This window comes from Streptomyces sp. NPDC001980 (assembly GCF_040296885.1).
Classification (GTDB): domain Bacteria; phylum Actinomycetota; class Actinomycetes; order Streptomycetales; family Streptomycetaceae; genus Streptomyces.
The window spans coordinates 102090-120236 of the sequence record NZ_JBEOYD010000004.1; the positions used below are offsets into that span (position 1 = coordinate 102090).

At 71.4% G+C, this 18147-nt stretch carries 17 protein-coding genes; 7 read left to right on the forward strand and 10 right to left on the reverse strand.

All coding sequences use genetic code 11. The features are described from left to right. Positions 1 to 93 precede the first annotated feature (93 nt). The gene (locus tag ABT137_RS07295; RefSeq protein ID WP_089103023.1) at positions 94 to 696 is read right to left on the reverse strand and encodes a hypothetical protein; all 603 of its coding nucleotides are present in this window, start codon (positions 694 to 696) and stop codon (positions 94 to 96) included. A gap of 268 nt (positions 697 to 964) precedes the next feature. Between ABT137_RS07295 and ABT137_RS07300 the strand changes: the two genes are divergently transcribed. Continuing rightward, the gene (locus tag ABT137_RS07300) at positions 965 to 3751 is read left to right on the forward strand and encodes a penicillin acylase family protein (RefSeq protein ID WP_351703885.1); all 2787 of its coding nucleotides are present in this window, start codon (positions 965 to 967) and stop codon (positions 3749 to 3751) included. Positions 3752 to 3804: 53 nt separating this feature from the next. On the opposite strand, the gene ABT137_RS07305 is transcribed toward ABT137_RS07300, so the two are convergent. Further along, on the reverse strand, positions 3805 to 5124 hold the full coding sequence (locus ABT137_RS07305; protein ID WP_351703888.1) for a serine-threonine protein kinase: 1320 nt from the start codon (positions 5122 to 5124) through the stop codon (positions 3805 to 3807). An 80-nt stretch (positions 5125 to 5204) separates the two neighbouring features. After that, entirely contained in the window at positions 5205 to 6437 is a 1233-nt protein-coding gene (locus tag ABT137_RS07310; RefSeq protein WP_351704714.1) for an exo-beta-N-acetylmuramidase NamZ family protein, read from the reverse strand. Between the two features lie 186 nt (positions 6438 to 6623). Between ABT137_RS07310 and ABT137_RS07315 the strand changes: the two genes are divergently transcribed. The 4 genes from ABT137_RS07315 (at position 6624) to ABT137_RS07330 (ending at position 10460) form a co-directional block, all read left to right on the forward strand. After that, a complete protein-coding gene (locus tag ABT137_RS07315) occupies positions 6624 to 7388 on the forward strand; it encodes an SDR family oxidoreductase (protein WP_351703891.1) in 765 nt (254 codons plus the stop codon). 8 nt (positions 7389 to 7396) lie between these two features. Then, the gene (locus ABT137_RS07320) at positions 7397 to 9061 is read left to right on the forward strand and encodes a class I adenylate-forming enzyme family protein (protein ID WP_351704717.1); all 1665 of its coding nucleotides are present in this window, start codon (positions 7397 to 7399) and stop codon (positions 9059 to 9061) included. A gap of 29 nt (positions 9062 to 9090) precedes the next feature. Further along, positions 9091 to 9684: a TetR/AcrR family transcriptional regulator gene (locus tag ABT137_RS07325; RefSeq protein ID WP_351703894.1), complete on the forward strand. Its 594-nt coding sequence runs from the start codon at positions 9091 to 9093 to the stop codon at positions 9682 to 9684. A 62-nt stretch (positions 9685 to 9746) separates the two neighbouring features. Next, a complete protein-coding gene (locus ABT137_RS07330) occupies positions 9747 to 10460 on the forward strand; it encodes a class I SAM-dependent methyltransferase (RefSeq protein ID WP_351703897.1) in 714 nt (237 codons plus the stop codon). A 65-nt stretch (positions 10461 to 10525) separates the two neighbouring features. Here ABT137_RS07330 and ABT137_RS07335 read toward each other — a convergent pair whose 3' ends face one another. From ABT137_RS07335 to ABT137_RS07345, 3 genes are all read right to left on the reverse strand, one after another. Further along, a complete protein-coding gene (locus ABT137_RS07335; protein ID WP_351703900.1) occupies positions 10526 to 11740 on the reverse strand; it encodes an acyl-CoA dehydrogenase family protein in 1215 nt (404 codons plus the stop codon). Positions 11741 to 11746: 6 nt separating this feature from the next. Then, complete coding sequence (locus tag ABT137_RS07340) at positions 11747 to 12769, reverse strand: phosphotransferase family protein (protein ID WP_351703903.1); 1023 nt, start codon at positions 12767 to 12769, stop codon at positions 11747 to 11749. A 167-nt stretch (positions 12770 to 12936) separates the two neighbouring features. After that, positions 12937 to 13233 carry a hypothetical protein gene (locus ABT137_RS07345; protein WP_351703906.1) on the reverse strand — a complete coding sequence of 99 codons (297 nt, stop codon included), beginning with the start codon at positions 13231 to 13233 and terminating at the stop codon, positions 12937 to 12939. 142 nt (positions 13234 to 13375) lie between these two features. Here ABT137_RS07345 and ABT137_RS07350 point away from each other — a divergent pair, with 142 nt between their 5' ends. Continuing rightward, the gene (locus ABT137_RS07350; protein WP_351703909.1) at positions 13376 to 14317 is read left to right on the forward strand and encodes an NADP-dependent oxidoreductase; all 942 of its coding nucleotides are present in this window, start codon (positions 13376 to 13378) and stop codon (positions 14315 to 14317) included. 8 nt (positions 14318 to 14325) lie between these two features. Here ABT137_RS07350 and ABT137_RS07355 read toward each other — a convergent pair whose 3' ends face one another. From ABT137_RS07355 to ABT137_RS07370, 4 genes are all read right to left on the reverse strand, one after another. Beyond that, positions 14326 to 14637 (reverse strand): DUF202 domain-containing protein, encoded by a 312-nt coding sequence (locus ABT137_RS07355; RefSeq protein WP_351703912.1) that lies wholly within the window; start codon positions 14635 to 14637, stop codon positions 14326 to 14328. After that, positions 14634 to 15026 carry a YidH family protein gene (locus ABT137_RS07360; RefSeq protein ID WP_351703915.1) on the reverse strand — a complete coding sequence of 131 codons (393 nt, stop codon included), beginning with the start codon at positions 15024 to 15026 and terminating at the stop codon, positions 14634 to 14636. Before ABT137_RS07360 ends, ABT137_RS07355 begins: the two co-directional genes overlap by 4 nt. A gap of 233 nt (positions 15027 to 15259) precedes the next feature. Then, positions 15260 to 15769: an NUDIX hydrolase gene (locus tag ABT137_RS07365; protein WP_351703918.1), complete on the reverse strand. Its 510-nt coding sequence runs from the start codon at positions 15767 to 15769 to the stop codon at positions 15260 to 15262. A gap of 33 nt (positions 15770 to 15802) precedes the next feature. Further along, positions 15803 to 16696, reverse strand: coding sequence for a DMT family transporter (locus tag ABT137_RS07370; RefSeq protein WP_351703921.1), 894 nt, complete (start codon positions 16694 to 16696; stop codon positions 15803 to 15805). 391 nt (positions 16697 to 17087) lie between these two features. Between ABT137_RS07370 and ABT137_RS07375 the strand changes: the two genes are divergently transcribed. Continuing rightward, a complete protein-coding gene (locus ABT137_RS07375) occupies positions 17088 to 18077 on the forward strand; it encodes a hypothetical protein (protein WP_502984485.1) in 990 nt (329 codons plus the stop codon). Positions 18078 to 18147: the final 70 nt, after the last annotated feature.

The window sequence follows — 18147 nt, forward strand, 5'->3', positions numbered from 1 at the left end:
TTAGCCGCTGCTATGGCGCTGTCGTGAGCGGTTGCCCACCGCGGGCCGCCAGGCAGTTGGGGGGTGCGGCATCCCCGGCGCACCCCCACGTGGTCAGGCCGACATGAGAAGCCGCCCGCGCCTGGCATAGGCCAGGGCCTCGGGGGTGAGTACCGGACGCGGCACCAGGATCCCGCAGTCCGTGCAGACCGGACCGGCGGAGGGCTCGTGGTCCAGGTCGTACTTCCAGATGAGGCGCTCCCCTGCGCACACCGGGCAGACCGTGCCCGGCTCGCGCTCCAGGGCGGCGATCAGCCGTCGCAGCACCTCGGCGAGTGGTTCGTCGGGATGGACCCGTGGGTCGTCGCACCAGGCCACTCCGAATCCGCCCCAGGTCAGCCGGTGCCAGTCGTCCACGCTGCCCGGGCGGCGCAGCCCGTCGTGCTTCTCCTTCTTGCGGCGCTCGGCGAACTCGCCCTCATAGGCGAGCCATACCGTCCGCGCCTCCTCCAGCTCCTCCAGCGCGCCCACGAGACGCACTGGATCGGGGGACCGGTCCTCGGGACCGAACCCGGCCCGCGAGCAGAGATGGTCCCAGGTCGCGCGGTGCCCGTAAGGAGCGAACCGCTCCAGGCACTTGCGCAGCGAGTAACGCCGTAGCGCCAGATCGCACCGTGGGTCTCGCACCTGTCTCGCCAGACTCCGGAAACCGGCCATCGCCCTGCACCTCCGTCACACCTGCACCTGTACTTCGGTCACTTCGGCGTCGCCGCACCGGCTTCGCGCGGCGTTGCCGTATAGACGTATCGACACTCGAATCGGCTCCATCCGATTTCCGATGCCGCCCATAAGGCCGCCCGCCTTGACCGACGGCCGGTGGCACCACCGACGCGGGCGACCACTCCAAAACTTGACGCATGTTCATCTTCAATCCCGGGGATACCGGCGGTAACGTCCGGCACCACCCCCGTCGTGAGGAGCTGCCATGCCCCGGCGCACCAGACATCACGCGTTGTTCGACAGACTGAGAACTCCCCGCAAGCTCCCCGGGTTCCTGAAAGCCGCATCCGTATGCGTCCTCATGGCCGGCCTGCTCTCCCCGCTGGTCCAGGCGACTCCGGCGGCGGCCGCGGCCTCCAACGACTACTGCGGCGGCCAGTGTTCCGACATCCTGCCGCCCGGCGAGAACGGCAACGCCACGCTCGCCCAGGTCCTCCTCAACCAGGTCTTCGGCACCCAGCCCGACCATGCCGAGGATCAGCTGGGCCCCTACAACAACCTGGCCACGGGTTACTCCACCCTCACCGACGCGAAGATCAACACGTTCTTCAACGACTCGTCGTTCGGTGTCGCTTCCGATCAAGTCGCCTCCACGGAGAGTCCGGCGGGTCGCAGTGACGTGACGATCGTCCGTGACAAGAAGACGGGCGTGCCGCACATCACCGGTACCACCAGATACGGCACCGAGTTCGGCGCGGGGTATGCCGCCGCTGAGGACCGGCTGTGGCTCATGGACGTGTTCCGGCACGTCGGCCGCGGCCAGCTCACCACCTTCGCCGGTGGCGCCGCCTCCAACCAGGGCCTCGAGCAGGAGTTCTACCGCAACGCCCCCTACTCCGAGGCCGACCTCCAGGCGCAGATCGACAACGCCGTCGCCAACAACGGCGCCCGCGGCCAGCAGGCCCTCGCGGACGCCAACGCCTACCTCGCCGGCATCAACTCCTACATCGACGCCTCCGACAGCGGCCGGTACTTCCCCGGCGAGTACGTGCTGACCGGACACAAGGACTCGATCACCAACGCCGGTACGATCGACCACTTCAAGATCACCGACCTGGTGGCGCTGGCCTCCGTGATCGGCACGCTGTTCGGCTCCGGCGGCGGCGGCGAGGTCAACAACGCCATCTCGCTGCTCGCCGCCCAGGAGAAGTACGGCGTGACGGAGGGCACCAAGGTCTGGGAGTCGTTCCGTGAGCGCAACGACCCCGAGGCGGCGCTCACCGTCCACAACGGCGAGAGCTTCCCGTACGGCACCAAGCCCGACAACCCGCAGGGCGAGGCGCTGCCCGACGCCGGTACGGTGACGACCGAACCGCTGGTCTACAACGCCACCGGCACCGGCGCCGACCAGAGCGCCAGCGCGGCCTCCGCGGCGGCGACCGCGACCGCACTCAGCTCGGCCAAGCGAGGGATGTCCAACGCCCTGGTCGTCAGCGGCAAGTACACCGCGAGCGGTCACCCGATCGCCGTCTTCGGACCGCAGACCGGCTACTTCGCCCCGCAGCTGCTCATGCTCCAGGAGATCCAGGGCCCGGGCATCAGCGCCCGCGGCGCCTCCTTCGCCGGCCTGAGCATGTACGTCGAACTGGGCCGCGGCCAGGACTACGCGTGGTCCGCCACCACCTCCGGGCAGGACATCATCGACTCCTACGCGGTCGAACTCTGCCAGGACGACTACCACTACCTGTACCACGGCACCTGCACGGCCATGGACGAGGTCGAGCAGACCAACTCCTGGAAGCCGACCACGGCCGACGGCACGGCCGCCGGCTCGTACACCATGAAAGTCTGGAAAACCAAGTACGGCCCTGTCGAATACCGGGCCACCGTCGGCGGGAAGAAGGTCGCCTACACCACCCTGAGATCCTCCTACATGCACGAGGCCGACTCGATCATCGGCTTCCAGATGCTCAACGACCCCGACTACGTGAAGAGCCCGCAGACCTTCCAGAGCGCGGTCCAGCACATCAACTTCACCTTCAACTGGTTCTACGCCGACTCCTCGCACACCGCGTACTACAACAGCGGCAACAACCCGGTGCGGGCGAGCGGGGTCGACCCCGAGTTCCCGATCTGGGGCCAGGCCGCCTACGAGTGGCAGAACTGGGACCCGACCACCAACACGGCCGACTACACCCCGGCCTCCGCGCACCCCAACTCCATCGACCAGGACTACTACATCTCCTGGAACAACAAACAGGCGCTGAACTACACGACCGCCAGCTGGGGTGACGGGTCCGTGCACCGCGGCAACCTCCTCGACGACCGGGTCAAGAAACTCGTCGCTGCCGGCGGTGTCACCCGCTCTGCGCTTGTCAAGGCCATGGCAGACGCATCGCTCACGGACCTGCGTGCCGAGGACGTGCTGCCGGACCTGCTGAAGGTGGTCAACAGCAGTACGGTGACCGACTCCACGGCCGCCGCGGCCGTCACCAAGCTCCAGACCTGGCTGACCGCGGGCGGCAAACGCACGGAGACCTCGGCGGGTTCGAAGACCTATGCCAACTCCGACGCCGTCCGGATCCTGGACGCCTGGTGGCCGCTGCTGGTGAAGGCCGAGTTCCAGCCCGGCCTCGGTGACGACCTGTACACCGCGTTCACCAACAACCTGTACATCGACGAGACCCCGTCGGCCGCCCACGGCCCGACCGGTGCGCATGCCGGAAGCTCCTTCCAGTACGGCTGGTGGAGTTATGTCGACAAGGACATCCGGTCGGTGCTCGGGCAGACCGTGTCGGGGCCGCTCGCCGAGCAGTACTGCGGCGGCGGCAGCCTCAGCGCCTGCCGGGACATCCTCATCAGCACCCTGAAGACGGCGGCCGGCACCAGCGCGTCCACCGTCTACCCCGGGGACTCGCTGTGCTCGGCGGGCGACCAGTGGTGCGCCGACTCGATCGTGCAGCGCACCCTGGGCGGCATCAAGCACTACAACATCAGCTGGCAGAACCGGCCGACCTTCCAGCAGGTCGTCGAGTTCACGTCACACCGGTGAGCCGAATGCCGGTGAGCCGAACGCCGGTCCGCTGATGCCCCACGGCGGCGGGGTCATGCGATGTGCCCCGCCGCCAGCACCACCCGCGCCAGTTCGGGGTGCACGATGTCGCTGTGCGCCCCGGACGGCGGGCCGCCCCTCTTCACGACCGCCGCCGCGTCGACGTTCACACAGCCCGGCGCGGCGAGCGGGCCGCGCAGCGCCGCCGCCAGGTCCAGCGACCGGGTCCCCGGCACCTCCTGGACACCGTCGTGGCCCATCGCACCCCACTTGGCGCCCAGCATCCGCGCCACGTCCTCGCCCAGCGCCGACTCGCAGTCGTCCGCCATCCGCGAGGCCAGCGGGTACAGCGTGCCGAGCGACTGGTCGAAGTGGGAGTAGCAGCACACCAGCGGGCCGTCGATCCGGTTCTGCTGACCCTGGAGCACTCCGCCGGCGCGCGGATCGTGCGGCAGCCGGGCGGCGAACGCGTAGTGCGAGAACGCCCCTTGCAGCAGGGTCACGGACTTCACCGTGCGCACCCCGTCCGGCAGCCCGCGCAGCGCGAACGACACCAGCCGGCCGCCGAAGCTGTGCCCCACCAGATGCACCCGCACGTCCGGCGCCGCATCGGCCAGCTGACCGATCACCCGCCCGAGCCCACGCTCCCCGACGGTCCCCGCGCGCCGCTTCATCGCGTAGTACGTCGCCTGCCGCAGCAGCTCCTTCGCGCCGTCCCAGGGGTTCGGCACCGTGAACCCGGCCGCGCCGCCGTGCCCCTGGAGGGCGGCCAGCGCCGCCGCGAACTCCTCGCACAGGGTCGTGATCTCCCCGCTGAACAGCACGGGCTCGCTCTGCGGGACGCCCTCCGCGAGCGTGTCCGCGGCGAACAGCGGCTGCGGGCCGCCGGGCAGCACCTCGACCAGCAGCCGTACGAGCCGCCCGAACTCCTCCAACTCGTTCGCCGGCCGCTGGTCCAGCATCCGCGCGATCTGGTCGACCACGGTGGCCCGCCCCGGGAACGTCTCCAGGAGCGCGTGCCGGGTGTCCTTGTCGAGGACGGGGGCCTGTGCCTCCTCCGCCTCCGCGGCCACCACGGACTTCGGGAAGTCGGGGATCGGCTCGTCGCAGAACCGCATCGACGGCCAGATCACCCCGGCGTACCCGATCCGTGCCTTCGGTGCGAGCTTCGGGACCGGCGCGAAGAACCGCCGGTACAGGCGGGTCGCCCCCGAACGGTCGTTGTTCCAGCCGTGCGCGAAGACGATCAGGTCGTGGAGGCCGTGGCCGCCGATCTCGCCCAGCAGCCGGTCGCGTTCGCCGCCGTCCGGGTCCCCGTCGGCGTCGAAGGTCAGCTCCCAGTAGGGAGCCACGCTCATCCCAGGATCGGACATACCAGGCTCCTCGTCCCCCGAACCGGTGCGATGTGCGCGCATCGTCCCGCCACGGGGCAAGGTTGGCCATACAACGCGCCTCACCTGTAGAGGAGAAATTCCTTTCGTACCCGGCGGAACGCGGCGAGTTCGTCCTGCCAGGCGCCGACGATCTCGTCCGGGCCCGCGCCGGCGTCGATCATCGTGCGCACGCGCGTGGATCCGGTGAGCTTGTCGATCCAGTCGTCCGAGCGCCAGGCGAAGCCGCTCCACACCTTCTTCACGGTGACCAGCAGGGCGATTCCGGTACGTACCGGGTCGTAGGCGGCCCGGTCGTGCACATGGATCTGCACCCCGCCGACGGTCCTGCCCTGGAACTTGGAGAAGGTCGGCGCGAAGTACGCCTCCCGGAACCGCACGCCGGGCAGCGCGAGTTCGTTGGCGGCGGCCGCCCAGCGCGCGTCGATGCCCTCCGCGCCGAGCAGTTCGAAGGGGCGGGTGGTCCCGCGGCCCTCCGACAGGTTCGTGCCCTCGAAGAGGCAGGTCCCCGAGTAGGCGAGGGCGGTGTCGGGGGTGGGCATGTTGGGACTCGGCGGCACCCAGGGCAGGCCGTACGCGTCGTAGAAGCGGGAGCGCCGCCAGCCCGTCATCGGTACGACGTCCAGCGCCACCGGCGGGTCCAGGAACTCCGCGTTGAACAGCCGCGCGAGCTCGGCGACCGTCATCCCGTGCGCCTGGGCGATCGGCTGCCGGCCGACGAAACTGGCGAACTCCCGGTGCAGGACCGGGCCCTCGGCCGTGCGGCCGGTCACCGGGTTCGGGCGGTCGAGGACGGCGAAGCGCCTGCCGGCCAGCCGGGCGGCCTCCATGCAGTCGTACAGCGTCCAGATGTACGTGTAGAAACGGGCGCCGACGTCCTGGATGTCGAAGACGACGGTGTCCACGCCGGACGCGGTGAAGACGTCGGCGAGGGGCTGTCCGCTCTTGAGGTACGTGTCGTAGACGGGGAGACCGGTCGCCGGGTCGTCGTAGCGGCCCTCGGAGCCGCCGGCCTGGGCGGTGCCGCGGAATCCGTGTTCCGGGCCGAAGACCGCCGTCAGCTCGACCCGGGGGTCGGCGTGCATGACGTCGACGAGGTGGCGGGCGTCGGGGGTGATGCCGGTGGGGTTGGTGACGATGCCGACTTTTTGGGCGGCGAGGAGGGAGTAGCCGTCGGCGGAGAGGTGGTCGAACCCGGTGCGGAGGTGATCTCGGGCGTCTGCGGTTGTCGCGATTCCCGTGAGTGAGGCGGTTGCCGTGGCCGCGGTGAGCAGAGCTCTTCTGGACAGGTGCATGGGGGTGACCTCCACGTTGAGTGCTCCCGCACGAAGTTTGGCAGGCCGCGGGCCGGATGTGGCTGGTCGCGCAGTTCCCCGCGCCCCTTTCGGGGCGCGTTGCAGTGGGCCCTTTCCTGGAACATACCGACCGGTTAGTGTGTCGGTGCTGAGCCGAGTCTGGTCGCGTCGTGTCGAAGGAGACCGATGGTGGGAGCCGTGCAAGATGCCCGAGTCGTCGTCACCGGGGCGGGAGGTGGCATCGGGGCTGCTCTCGCCCGCCGGTTCGCCGCCGAAGGCGCCCGGGTCGTCGTGAACGACCTGGACGGGGACAAGGCGGCCGCGGTCGCCGCGGAGATCGGCGGGATCGCCCTTCCGGGCGACGCGTCCGGCATCGTCGGCGCCGCCCGGGACGCGCTCGGCGGGAGCGTCGACGTCTACTGCGCCAACGCCGGGCTCGGGTCGGGTGGGTCCGAGGCGGCCGACGCGGCCGTGTGGGAGTCGGCCTGGGACGTCAACGTCATGGCGCACGTACGGGCCGCGCAGGAGCTGGTGCCGGAGTGGCTGGAGCGGGGGAGCGGGCGGTTCGTGTCCACCGTGTCCGCGGCCGGGCTGCTCACCATGATCGGCGCCGCGCCCTACAGCGTCACCAAGCACGCCGCCTACGCCTTCGCCGAGTGGCTGTCGCTCACGTACCGGCACCGGGGCCTGAAGGTGCACGCCATCTGCCCGCAGGGCGTCCGTACCGACATGCTCGCCGCCACCGGCAGCGCGGGCGATATCGTGCTCCAGCCGACCGCCATCGAACCGGAGGCTGTCGCCGACGCGCTGTTCAAGGGGATGGCCGAGGACCGGTTCCTGATCCTGCCGCATCCCGAGGTCGCCGACTTCTACCAGGCGCGGGCCACCGACCCGGACCGCTGGCTGACGAACATGAACCACATCCAGCAGAAGTGGGAGGCCACCCGGTGAGCGAGTCGGTGACCGAGTCCGTCTACGCCGCCCGGCCCTGGGTGGGGCTGCTCAACGACGCCCAGCGCGGGCCGGTCGATCCGCCCGCCTCGCTGGTGCACGCCCTGCGGGCCGCCGTGGCCGAGGCGCCCGACCGCGCCTGCCTCGTCTACTTCGACGCCCGCCTCAGCTTCCGCGAGGTCGACGAGCTGAGCGACTCGGTCGCCGCGCATCTCGCCGGGCGGGGCCTGGAGCGCGGGGACCGGGTCGCCGTGATCCTGCAGAACTCGCCGCACTTCGTGCTCGCGGTGCTGGGTGCCTGGAAGGCGGGCGCGACCGTCGTGCCCGTCAACCCGATGTACAAGTCGGGGGAGGTCTCCCACGTCCTGCGGGACGCCGAGGTGGCCGCGCTGGTCTGCTCGCAGCGGGCCTGGGAGTCGTATCTGCGCGACACCGCCGCCGACTCGCCGGTGCGGATCGTGCTCACCGCGAGCGAGCTGGACTTCCAGACGCGTGCCGACGCGCGCGTGCTGACCTTCGAGCGGCTGCCGCAGGCCGCCGACGCCGAGGACCTGGTCGCCGTCGCGCGGCAGGGCGGGAAGGCTCCCGAGGGACGCGAACCGGCGCCCTCCGACATCGCGCTGATCAGCTACACCTCGGGGACCAGCGGCACCCCCAAGGGCGCCACCAACCTGCACGGCAACATCATGTACAACGCGGAGCGGCAGCGGACCGGGCTCGCGCTGCCCGACGCGCCGGTCTACTACGCCCTCGCGCCCCTCTTCCACATCACCGGCATGGTCTGCCAGCTCTGCGCCTGCCTCACCAGCGTGGGCACGCTCGTGCTGACGTACCGCTTCGAGCCGGGCCTGGTGCTGGAGGCGTTCGCCGAGCACCGCCCGCAGTACACGGTCGGCCCGTCCACCGCCTTCATGGCCCTGGCCGCCCACCCGGACGTCACCCCGGAGCACTTCTCCTCCTTCGTCAACATCTCCTCCGGCGGCGCGCCGCTGCCGCCGGCCCTGGTGGAGAAGTTCCGCGCCGGGTTCGGGCCGTACATCCGCAACGGCTACGGGCTGACCGAGTGCACCGCGCCCTGCGCCTCCGTGCCGCCGGAGCTGGAAGCGCCCGTCGACCCGGTCTCCGGGACCCTCGCGGTCGGGGTGCCCGGCCCGGACACGGTCGTCCGCATCATCGACGACGAGGGCCACGAGGTGCCCTTCGGCGAGCAGGGCGAGATCGCCGTGCGCGGGCCGCAGGTGGTGCCCGGGTACTGGCGGCGGCCCGAGGCCACCGCCGAGACCTTCCCGGACGGCGAACTGCGCACCGGCGACATCGGGTTCATGGACCCGCAGGGCTGGCTGTACGTCGTCGACCGCAAGAAGGACATGATCAACGCGTCCGGCTTCAAGGTCTGGCCGCGCGAGGTCGAGGACGTGCTGTACACCCACCCGGCGGTACGCGAGGCGGCCGTCGTCGGGGTGCCGGACGGGTACCGCGGCGAGACCGTCAAGGCCTACATCAGTCTTCGCCCGGGAACTGCAACCGACCCGGACGATCTAGCCCTCTATTGCAAGGAGAGACTGGCCGCTTACAAATATCCGCGCCAGGTGGAGATCCTGCCCGACCTGCCGAAGACGGCAAGTGGGAAGATCCTCCGACGGGAACTGCGTTCCCGACCGCAACAGGGTTAGTGGATTTACGAGAAAGGCAGGTGGCGGCAGTGCCCAGGACGACGGACGGAGACGGGGCTCCTGTTCCGCAGCGGCTTCTTGCCGCCGCCACCCGGCTCTTCGCGGAGCAGGGGTACGACCGCACCTCCGTGCAGGAGATCGTGGAGGCGGCCGGCGTCACCAAGGGGGCGCTGTACCACTACTTCGGCTCCAAGGACGACCTCCTGCACGAGGTGTACGCGCGCGTGCTGCGCGTCCAGCAGGAGCGGCTCGACGCCTTCGCGAACGCGGACGAGCCGATCGAGAAGCGGCTGCGGGGCGCGGCGGCGGACGTGGTCGTCACGACCATCGAGAACCTCGACGACGCGATGATCTTCTTCCGGTCCATGCACCACCTGAGCCCGGAGAAGAACAAGCAGGTACGCGCCGAGCGCCGGCGCTACCACGAACGCTTCCGCGCGCTCGTCGAGGAGGGCCAGCGCGAGGGCGTCTTCTCCACCGCGACCCCGGCCGACCTCGTCGTCGACTACCACTTCGGCTCGGTCCACCACCTGTCGACCTGGTACCGCCCCGACGGACCCATGACCCCCCAGGAGGTCGCCGACCACCTGGCCGACCTGCTGCTGCGGGCACTGCGTCCCTGAGCTCTCCCGCCGGTGCTCCTCCTGGTGGCGGCGCGTGGACACGGGCGCATAGTCTCGCCCGCATGGCAGATGCGTTTGCGGGCGTCCGGCTGCTCGGCCCGCCGGTGACCGACGGCGAGTACATCGAGTTGAGCGAGCACGAGACGGTGCACCTGCACGAGTACACGCGGATCTACGCCGTGCCCGGCCTCTACGAGCACGTCGTCCAGGAACGGTTGCGGTGCAGGTCGCCGCAGGTCGCGGCGGAGGGCTTCCTGCGCGCGGCCGCGAGCCTCGGGACGGCGCCGGAGTCGATGACGGTGCTGGACGTGGGCTCCGGCACCGGACTGGTCGGCGAACTGGTGCGGCGCGGAGGCGTGGCCCGGGTGGTCGGTGTCGACGCGCTGCCGGCGGCGCGCGAGGCGTGTCTGCGCGACCGGCCGGGCGTCTACGCCGACTACGTGGTCGGCGACTTCCAGCTCGGCGACGGACTCCGTGCGGCGCTGAGCCCGTACGCGTTCGGCGGGTTGGTGTCGGCCGGCGCGTTCGGCGGCACGCACGCCACACCGCGGGCCCTGGTCAACGCACTCGGGGCGCTGCCGTCGGGCGCGCCCGTGGCCTTCACCCTCCACGAGCAGTGGATGGACGAGGCGGATCCGGACGGGTTCGGCGTCGCCGTCGAGCGGCTGGTGGCCGACGGACGTCTCGAACTGCTGGAACGGACCCGCTTCCAGCACCGGGTGACGACGACCGGCGAGCCGATCTTCTACCAGCTCCTGGTGGGCCGGACGGGCTGAGGCGGACGGCGACGGGCCGGTGCGGGCATCTCCGATGTCCGCACCGGCCCCGAACCGCGCGTCGCCTACAGGTACTTCTTCAGCTCCCGCCGCGCCAGCGACCGCTGGTGCACCTCGTCCGGGCCGTCGGCGATCATCAGGGTGCGGGCCCCGGCGTACAGGTCGGCCAGCGGGAAGTCCTGGCTGACGCCGCCCGCGCCGTGCAGCTGGATCGCCCGGTCGATGATGTCGACGACCGCACGCGGCGTGGCGATCTTGATGGCCTGGATCTCGGCGTGGGCACCCCGGTTGCCGACGGTGTCCATCAGCCAGGCCGTCTTGAGGACCAGCAGCCGCAGCTGTTCGACCGTCACGCGGGCGTCGGCGATCCAGTTGTGCACCACGCCCTGCTGGGCCAGCGCCTTGCCGAAGGCCTGGCGGGAGACGGCCCGGCGGCACATCAGCTCGATCGCCCGCTCGGCCATGCCGATCAGCCGCATGCAGTGGTGGATCCGGCCCGGACCGAGCCGGGCCTGGGCGATGGCGAAGCCGCCGCCCTCCTCGCCGATCAGGTTCGTCACCGGCACACGCGCGTGGTCGAAGACCACCTCGGCGTGGCCGCCGTGCGAGTGGTCCTCGTAGCCGAAGACCTTCATCGCCCGCTTCACGGTGACGCCCGGGGTGTCGCGCGGGACCAGGACCATGGACTGCTGGCGCCGGATGTCGCTGCCGTCCGGGTCGGTCTTGCCCATCACGATGAAGATCTTGCAGTCCGGGTTCATCGCCCCGGAGATGTACCACTTGCGGCCGGTGATGACGTAGTCGTCGCCGTCGCGCTCGATGTACGTGGTGATGTTGGTGGCGTCGGAGGAGGCCACCTCCGGCTCGGTCATGGCGAACGCGGAGCGGATCTCACCGGCGAGGAGCGGCTCCAGCCACTGCTTCTTCTGCGCGTCGTCGGCGAACTGGGCCAGCACCTCCATGTTGCCGGTGTCCGGCGCCGCGCAGTTCAGCGCGGTGGGCGCCAGGTGCGGGGAGCGGCCGGTGATCTCGGCGAGCGGCGCGTACTGGAGGTTGGTGAGACCGGCGCCGTACTCGGCGTCGGGCAGGAAGAGGTTCCACAGGCCCTGCCTGCGCGCCTCGGCCTTCAGCTCCTCGACCACGGCCGGGGTGTCCCACGGCGAGGCCAGCGCGGCCCGCTGCTCCTCGGCCACCGCCTCGGCCGGGTAGACGTACTCGTCCATGAAGGCGAGAAGCTTGGCGCGCAGTTCCTCGGTGCGCGCGTCGAACGCGAAGTCCATGGCCGGTCAGCCTTCCTGAAGAGTGGTCAGTCCGTGGTCGATGAAGACGGGGACGAGCTCGCCGATACGGTCGAAGCCCTGCCCGAGCGTCTGGCCCAGCGTGTACCGGTAGTGGATGCCCTCCAGGATCACGGCGAGCTTGAACCAGGCGAACGCCGTGTACCAGGAGATGTGCGAGACGTCCCGCCCCGAGCGGGCGGCGTAGCGCTCGACCAGCTCCCGCGGGTCCGGGTGGCCCGGCGCCTCGGCGGTCGTCGACACCGGCGAGTCCGGCGCACCCAGCGGCAGGCTGTACATCACCAGCAGGCCCAGGTCGGTCAGCGGGTCGCCGAGCGTGGACATCTCCCAGTCGAGGATCGCCTTGATCCGGTCGTCGTCGCCGATCAGCACGTTGTCCAGGCGGTAGTCGCCATGGATCACCGTGGGCGCGGGGGAGTCGGGCAGGCGGCGGCCCAGGGTCGCGTGCAGCTCGTCGATGCCGGCCAGCTCGCGGTTGCGGGAGGCGTCCAGCTGCTTGCCCCAGCGGCGGAGCTGGCGGTCCAGGAAGCCCTCCGGGCGGCCGAAGTCGGCCAGTCCCACCTCCTCGGGGTCCACGGCGTGCAGCTCGACCAGCGTGTCCACCAGGGACAGCACGGCGTTGCGGGTGCGCTCGGGGCCGAGCGGGGCGAGCTGCTCGGAGGTGCGGTACGGGGTGCCGTCCACGAACTCCATCACGTAGAACGGCGCGCCGAGTACCTCGTCGTCCTCGCACAGCAGCACCGGACGCGGCACCGGCACCTCGGTCGGGTACAGCCCGCTGATCACCCGGTGCTCGCGCCTCATGTCGTGCGCGGTGGCCAGGACATGGCCCAGCGGCGGCCGCCGTACGACCCACTTCGAGGTGGAGTCGGAGATCGCGTAGGTGAGGTTCGACCGTCCGCCCTCGATGAGCCTTCCGGTCAGCGGACCGGTCACCAGGCCGGGGCGCTCGCGGTCGAGCAGGGCGCGCAGCCGGTCGAGGTCGAGTCCGGGCGGGTGGTCGGGGCTCATGCATCGCTCCTACGAACGAATGAACAGGACCCGACTCATGATGCCGACCAGTCGGTATGTCGTCCAGCGCGTGAGCCAAACGTGACCGGGACCACCCTACGACCCGCACGGCGGGTGACGGCTCCCCGCGTGCGCGGAGCGGGTAGCCGTCACTTTCGAGGACCGGCTCAGTGATCGTCCCAGTGGCCGTCGTGCTCCGCGTGCCGGTGGCCGTCGTGCAGGTAGTCGATGTGGTCGCCGTGCAGCACGCCGGTGTGCCCGCAGCCGTCGCCGTGCCGGTGCTCGTGCGCCTCGTGGGTGATGTGACCGGCGGGCTCGCACTCGTCCCAGTGGCCGCCGTGCTCGCGGTGCAGGTGCCCGTTGTGCGCGTAGTCGACGTGGTCGCCGTGCGGCACCTGGTCGTGCCCGCAGCCCGGTCCGTGGCTGTGGCCGTGCGCGGTGTGTTCCTGGTGCAGGGTGGTCATGGTGCTCGCCTTCGGGAGTGCGGGGTTCAGGGGGGTGGGGTTCGGGAGTGTGGCGTGATGCCGACGGACAGGCTGCCACGCAAACCGCACATATGCGGGCATCCCGGTTGCGTGGCGTCCGAGTACCCCGGAGGGTCATGGCATGAGAGGCATCAGCTACAGCCGGTACGGCGGCCCCGAGGTGCTGGAGTACGGCGAGGTCAAGGACCCGAAGGTCGGCCCCGACTCGGTGCTGGTGAAGGTCCGGGCGGCGGCCGTGAACCCGGTCGACTGGAAGTGCCGCGAGGGCCATCTGCACGGCATCATGGACGCCGTCTTCCCGGTGATCCCGGGCTGGGACGTCTCCGGAGTCGTCGTCCAGCCGGGCCCGGCCGTCACCGAGTTCGCGGTCGGCGACGAGGTGATCGGCTACGTTCGCGAGGACTTCCTCTCCCGGGGCACCCTCGCCGAGTACGTCGCCGCCCCGGTGCGCACCCTCGCCCGCAAGCCGCGCAACCTCACCTTCGAACAGGCCTCCGGGCTGCCGCTGGCCGGCCTCACCGCCTACCAGGTGCTGGTCCACGCCCTGGAGGTCAAGCGCGGCGAGACGGTCCTGGTGCACGCCGCCGCCGGCGGGGTCGGCTCCCTCGCCGTCCAGATCGCGGCCCACCTCGGAGCCCGGGTCATCGGCACGGCGAGCGAGCGCAACCACGACTTCGTCCGCGGCCTCGGCGGCGAGCCGGTGAGCTACGGCGCGGGCCTGGCCGAACGCGTGCGGGGACTGGCCCCGGAGGGCGTGGCCGCCGTCTTCGACACCGTCGGCGGCGAGGCCCTGACCGTCTCGGCGAACCTGCTCGCCCCCGAGGGCCGGATGGCCTCGATCGCCGACCCGGACGTCGTCGACTTCGGGGGCCGCTACTGCTGGGCGCGCCCCGACGCCGCGGACCTGGCCCGGCTCACCGCGCTCGCGGAACAGGGCGCGGTCACCGTCCATGTCGCCGAGACGTTTCCGCTGAAGGCGGCGGCCGACGCGCAGCGCCGCAGCCAGGCGGGGCGGACCCGGGGCAAGCTGGTGGTCACCGTGGACTGGCCGGAGGAGGGCTGAGCCAGGGCTCACACGACCAGGGCGGCGGCGCACAGGGCGATGGCGACCGTGCACAGCACCGCCCCGGCCGCCTGCCGGGACGTCAGTGCCGCGGGACGGCCGGTGGCCGCCAGGGCGCGGATACGGCGGTGGGCGACCAGGAGGAAGCCCAGCCACAGGGCGCAGCAGGCGGCGCAGGCGACGACGCCGGCCGAGGTGCTGCCGTGCAGTGCGGTCTTCGCCGCGAGTACGCCGGCGACGGTCGCCGACAGGGTGGTACGGCGCCAGGCCAGCCGGGTCCGCTCCGGCTGGAGCCCGGGGTCGCGGGCCGGCTCCGTCATCCCTCCCACCCGACGAGCACGACGACGACCATCGCGACGGCGACCACCGCGATGACCACGCTCAGCAGGGCCGGGAACCGGGACACCGGCAGGTCCTCACCGCGCCGCATCGCGCGCTCGCAGCGCATCCAGTGGTTCACGGCGCGCAGCGAGCAGAGGACGCCTGCGGCGAGGAGCGCGAGGGCGAGGCCGATGCGCCAGCCGCGGCCGAGGTCGGGCAGGAACTGGTCCACGGCGAAGCCGCCGCCGATGAGGGCGAGGGCGGTGCGCAGCCAGGCGAGGAAGGTCCGCTCGTTGGCGAGGGAGAAACGGTAGTCGGGGGTCGTGCCCTCCTGCCGCACCTCTTCGGGGGCGAACCACAAACGGACGTTCCGCGCGAATTCGATCACGTGCCGGAAGCCTACCGGCGGGTCGGGACGCGTGGTCGTTCGGCTGCGGCCGGGTGGGGGCTGGTCGGGCAGTTCCTCCCCCAGCCTTCGGCCGGGGGTACCCCCAGCGCCCCTGAAGGGGCTCTTCAGCCGCGGGCGCCATGTCAGCTCACGTAGCTGCGGGCAGGCGTGCCGCAGGGCGGCACGGGTGGGCGCGGCGGCACCCTGCAAGCGCCGGTAAGCGTCCCCCCGCCTCAGCCCCGCCACTCCCGCAGCCGCTCCCACGCCGCCACCCCGTCCGGTACCCACTCCCACTCCCCGAGCCGCGACAGCAGTTCCTCCTCGGTGAGGAAGTCGTGCCACGCCACCTCCTCCACCTGCGGCCGCACCGGCAGCTCGCAGCGCACCTCGTACACCGCCGACCACCAGCTGTGCCCGGCGCCGTCGTCGTACAGGAACTTGAAGAGGAACGTCGGCCGGGCGAGACCGCTCACGCCCAGTTCCTCCTCGGCCTCCCGCAGCGCCGCGTCGTCGTAGGACTCGCCCGCGCCGACCACACCGCCGACGAACATGTCGTACAGGGAGGGAAAGACCAGCTTGGTCGCGGTGCGGCGGTGGACGAAGACGCGGCCGGCGGCGTCGCGGGCCAGGATGAAGGCGCAGCGGTGGCGCAGGCCCCGGGCGTATGCCTCGCCGCGCGGGGACGTGCCGGTCACCTGGTCGTTCTCGTCGACGATGTCGAGGATTTCGTCAGCAGCGCTCATGCCGCCATCCAAGCAGGCGGACGGCGGTCGGCGTCAGCGCGGCTGGAGGTCCAGCGACGGCTCCTTCGGCGCCGTACCGCGCGGCATCGCCGGATGGAGCCCGAGGAGCACGATGCCCGCCACGATCGCCGCGAGCCCCGCCGCCTCCCAGGCCAGCGCCCCGGTGTCGGTGCGCAGCCTGTCCCCGAGGAAGCCGACCCCGCAGAGGATCCCGGCGAGCGGCTGGGCCGCGGTGAGCGCGGGCAGCGAGTTGCGCAGCTCCGCCGTCTCGAACGCGCTCTGGACGAGGATCAGCCCGGTGACCCCGAGGACCAGCACGCCGTACGGCTGCCAGCCGGTCAGGACCTCCATGATGCCGCCCTCGGAGAAGCGGGTGCTGGTGACCCGGGTCAGCGCGTCCTGGACGCCGTAGAGCAGGCCGGCGGCGAGGGCGAGCAGGGTGGGACCCGCGCTCAGGCGGGACCGCTTGGCGTAGGTGGTGAGCAGCAGGGCTATGCCGACCGTCACGCCGATGATCAGCCAGTGCCGCGCAGGGTTGGTGACGGCGTCGCCGCCGCGTGGCTGGCCCGCCAGGATGAACGTGGTCACCCCGCCCGCGAGCAGGATGAGGCCCGCCCAGCCCTGGTGGCTGAGGGGATGCTTGGTCTGGTGCCGGGAGAGCGCGAGGGCGAACAGGAGGTTCGTCGCGAGCAGCGGTTCGACGAGGGAGATCTCGCCCTTGCCGAGGGCGATCGCGCCGAGGATCATGCCGGCCACCATCAGGCCGATGCCGCCGAGCCAGCGCGGCACCCGCATCAGGTCGAGCAGCAGCCGGGGCGAGAGGAAGTCGCTGAGCGGTGCCTTCTGGGCGACGTTCTGCTGGAGCACGAACCCGAAGCCCAGGCAACAGGCCGCGCTCACGGCGAGAATCAGAACCAGAACGGACACGCTGCGTACCTCGATCTGCGGCCGGGCTACGGAGTGCGTAGTGGCCGACTGTAGCGCTCCCGGATGGGGATTGCTCCGGGGAGTACCCGGAACCGGGCGGTTGACTCGGTCACGCCGCCCGGGCCGGTCTCGGTGGGCGGATGGGGACGGTGGCGCGACCCTACGGCCATGGTCCGACGCCCGGGCGGCCCGCGCCATGGCGTACGCCACAGCCGGAACCCGGAGCCCCACGGTCACCGTACGCCAACCCGACCCCGGCGCGCGTCAAGTTCCGCTTCACGCAAGGTAGTTGAACGGAGTACCAGCCCCGTTCAACTTGACGCAAAGTCTTGGCTGGGGGTTTGCTGTGCGTGATCGGCCGATGGCAGCCCGACAACCAGGAAGTTCCGCGGTGCCCCCAACCCCGCCCCTCTTAGGCCCAGGCCGGGCCGTGGCAGGCCCCGGCCCGGCCGTCGCCGAAACTCCCCCTGCGCCGGCGCACCCCGGGTGCGAACACTGTCCCGACGACGCCCTCGACGACGCCGAACTCATCTCCGCGCGGGCCGCGTTGACCCAGGGCCGCTGGCAGTCCGCCCGCTCCCTGTTGCTCCACACGGGTGACGACTGGGACCGCCGCGGCCACCGGGTCACCGTCCTCGCCCGCGAGCCCTACGCCATCGCCTGGGCCCGCGAGTGGCTGCTCGCCGAGCCCGGCTCCGCCGGAGCCGCCACCCTGTACGCCCTGACCCTGGTCCGGCGTGCCCTTCGCGGCAAGGGGGAGCCGGAGCGGGCCCGCGAGGCCTGCGCCGGCGCGGCCGCCCTCGCCCCCGCCGACCCCACCCCCTGGCTCGGCCTCCTGCTGCTGGCCCGCTACCTGGGCACCGGCGAGGAGACGCGCCGCCTTTTCGCCGAGGTGTGCCGCCGCCATCCCGAGCACCACCACGCCCACCACCTGATGGCGGCCCGGATCGCGGAGACCGAGACCCGCGGGACGTACGAACTGTGCGCCTTCGCGGAACGCGCGGCGGCCGAGGCCCCGGCCGACTCTCCGCTCGCCGTCCTGCCGGTCGTCGCGTACACCGAACGCCACCGGGTGCTGGCCGCCACCGGCCGGGCCCCCGCCGACCCGGCCGCCGCCGGGCACTGGACCGAGCCGTCGGCGCTGGGCGCCCTGGGCGCCGCCTTCGACTGGTGGCTGGAGTGGGGGATCGAGGAGCATCCCCGCCGTTACGTCGACCTCAACCACCTCGCCCACGCCACCTTCGGTGCCGGCCGGTACGCCGAGGCCGCGGCCCTGTTCCAGCGGATCGGCCGGCATGTCACCCCGGCACCCTGGTCGTACCCGGACCGCGACCCGTGCGAGGCGTTCCGGGCGGCCCGGGAGCGGACGCTGGGAGGTTGATGAGAAGAGGTTGTGGATTCCTTACGGCCGCCGGATTCCGTGGCCGAACACGCCCCGATGGTGTTCGAAT